Here is a 2,557-nt window from a genome sequence, read left to right on the forward strand (position 1 = left end):
CCTACTCCCTACTCCCTACTCCCTACTCCCTACTCCCTACTCCCTATTCCCTATTTCCTATTCCCTTTCCTATAGTCTTTAGAGTGTTCCATGACCAGAAACGTCCATGACCAATTTGCCAAACAATGTCTGAAAGAACTCCTCGATCCCCTGGGGAAAGTGGAAACAAGCTGGAAAGTACCTGGGGAAGTTCAAGAAATTGATGTTTACTTTTTGCCATCTCAGCCACTAACCACCAATGGAAAAAGCCTGGGATTACTCGGAAAACTGGCCACAACTCCTGCCATATTTGAACCGTTCCGCAACCCAGTTACTAAATTTGAGGTGCTCAGTTGTATCGGTAAACTGGCGCAAGTTCATGGTCAAGTTTTCCGTCAGGCTAAGCGAACTAATGCCCAAGTTACGGTCACCCAACTGCCTCGTTTATGGATTCTCTCCCCAACCGCTTCCGAAGAGTTTTTAGAAAGCTTCAACTTCCAAGCAGATCTAGTTAATTATCCCAGGGGGATGTACTTTCTGGGGAAATCCTTGTATACGGCAATTGTGGCGATTCACCAACTGCCAGTGATACCGGAAACCTTATGGTTGAGAATTCTCGGTAGAGGTCGAGTGCAGCAGCAAGCCATTGAGGAATTGAAATCCCTACCAAACGGCAGTCAGCACAAAGAGAATATCCTAGAATTAGTATATGACATGCTGGCAATCTTAGAGGCACGTATCAAACAAAATCAAGACCTTGAGGAAGATGACCGGGAATTAATCATGCAATTATCTCAGATATATCAACAACGACTGGAATTAGCTACCGAGCTTGGGAAACAAGAGGGACTAGTCCAGGGAATAGTCCAGGGCAAAGAAGAGGGACTAGTCCAAGGTAGGCAAAACGAACGCCGTAGTATGGTCACCTACTTATTGCGTAGCCGTTTTGGTGAACTAGACCAGGAACTGCTGGCAATCATTGAGCCATTGATGGCACTGTCTCCAGAGGAATTTACCCCCCTACTATTACAATTGTCTCGACTAGAATTATTGACTCGATTTGGAGAGCTAAATTAGGTGATTAATCCCCAATATCGTGCCGGTTGACTAGCTCGTGGAGAAGGAGTTTTGGCTGATTACTTAACTAGTAATTAACTACTAATTAAATCAATAGTCCTGAGGGTGTTCCATGACCAGAAACGTCCATGACCAGTTTGCCAAACAATGTCTGAAAGAACTCCTCGACCCCCTGGGTAAAGTGGAAACGAGCTGGAAAGTGCCTGGGGAAGTTCAAGAAATTGATGTTTACTTTTTGCCATCTCAGCCACTAGAAACCAATGGACAAAGCTTGGGATTACTCGGAAAACTGGCCACAACCCCTGCTATTTTTGAACCGTTCCGCAACCCAGTCAGTAAATTTGAGGTGCTCAGTTGTATCGGTAAACTGGCCCAGGTTCATGGTCAAGTTTTCCGTCAGGCTAAGCGCACTAATGCCCAAGTTAGGGTGACAGAACTGCCTCGTTTATGGATTCTCTCCCCAACGGCTTCGGCAGAGTTTTTAGAAAGCTTCAATTTCCAAGCAGATCTAGTTAATTATCCCAGGGGGATGTACTTTCTCGGGAAATCCTTGTATACGGCAATTGTAGCGATTCACCAACTACCAGTTACTCCGGAAACCTTATGGCTGAGAATTCTTGGTAGAGGTAGAGTGCAACAGCAAGCAATTGAGGAATTGAAATCCCTACCGAACGGGAGTCAGCACAAAGACAATATCCTAGAATTAGTATATGACATGCTGGCAATCTTAGAGGCACGTATCAAACAAAATCAAAACCTAGAAGAAGATGACCGGAAGTTAATCATGCAATTATCTCAGATATATCAACAACGACTGGAATTGGCTACCGAGCTTGGGAAACAAGAGGGACTAGTCCAAGGGAAACAAGAAGGACTAGTCCAAGGGAAACAAGAGGGACTAGTCGAGGGCAAACAAGAAGGACTAGTCCAAGGTAGGCAAAACGAACGCCGTAGTATGGTCACCTACTTATTGCGTAGCCGTTTTGGTGAACTAGACCAGGAACTGCTGGCAATTATTGAGCCATTGATGGCACTCTCTCCAGAAGAATTTACCCCCCTACTCTTACATTTGTCTCGACTAGAATTATTGGCTCGATTTGGAGAGCGAACATAGTCGCTAGGGAGTATGTTCACAAATCAAATGGAAATGCTATAGGAGCGCTATAGCTTTAATAACTTGTAGTAATTTAATCGATGACTCCGATTCCATCAGGTTTAATACTGGCATCAACTGATAAATCGGAGGATTGCCAGCTTGGATATAAATAAACTGATAAATGTATCCGTTAGTCGATAGTCCCCAAACTGAGTCTTGATGGTCTAAACTCTTATAGGCATAGGTCAGTAATTGAGGTAACCCAACGGATACATCAGCAGGTGCGACCCGTGGCGAATTTAATTCGCCAACGGAAAGCGCACCTAGACTGTTTTTAGTTTCTATAACTAATATCATGTCGGGTTGAATGCCCCTGATTAAGCCACTTTCACCTCGGGCCACCAA

2 protein-coding genes and 1 pseudogene are annotated in these 2,557 nt (G+C 44.5%); 2 read left to right on the top strand and 1 reads right to left on the bottom strand.

Annotated features, from left to right (window positions below; translation table 11 throughout):
• The first annotated feature begins 90 nt into the window (after positions 1–90).
• Both AC4II3_RS32410 and AC4II3_RS32415 read left to right on the top strand, forming a co-directional pair.
• Entirely contained in the window at positions 91–1,056 is a 966-nt protein-coding gene (locus AC4II3_RS32410; protein ID WP_488011015.1) for an RpnC/YadD family protein, read from the top strand.
• A 112-nt stretch (positions 1,057–1,168) separates the two neighbouring features.
• The gene (locus tag AC4II3_RS32415; protein WP_488011013.1) at positions 1,169–2,170 is read left to right on the top strand and encodes a hypothetical protein; all 1,002 of its coding nucleotides are present in this window, start codon (positions 1,169–1,171) and stop codon (positions 2,168–2,170) included.
• A gap of 36 nt (positions 2,171–2,206) precedes the next feature.
• On the opposite strand, the pseudogene AC4II3_RS32420 reads toward AC4II3_RS32415, so the two are convergent.
• Positions 2,207–2,557: pseudogene (locus AC4II3_RS32420) on the bottom strand (hypothetical protein); the annotation flags it as partial.

This window comes from Moorena sp., assembly GCF_982860115.1.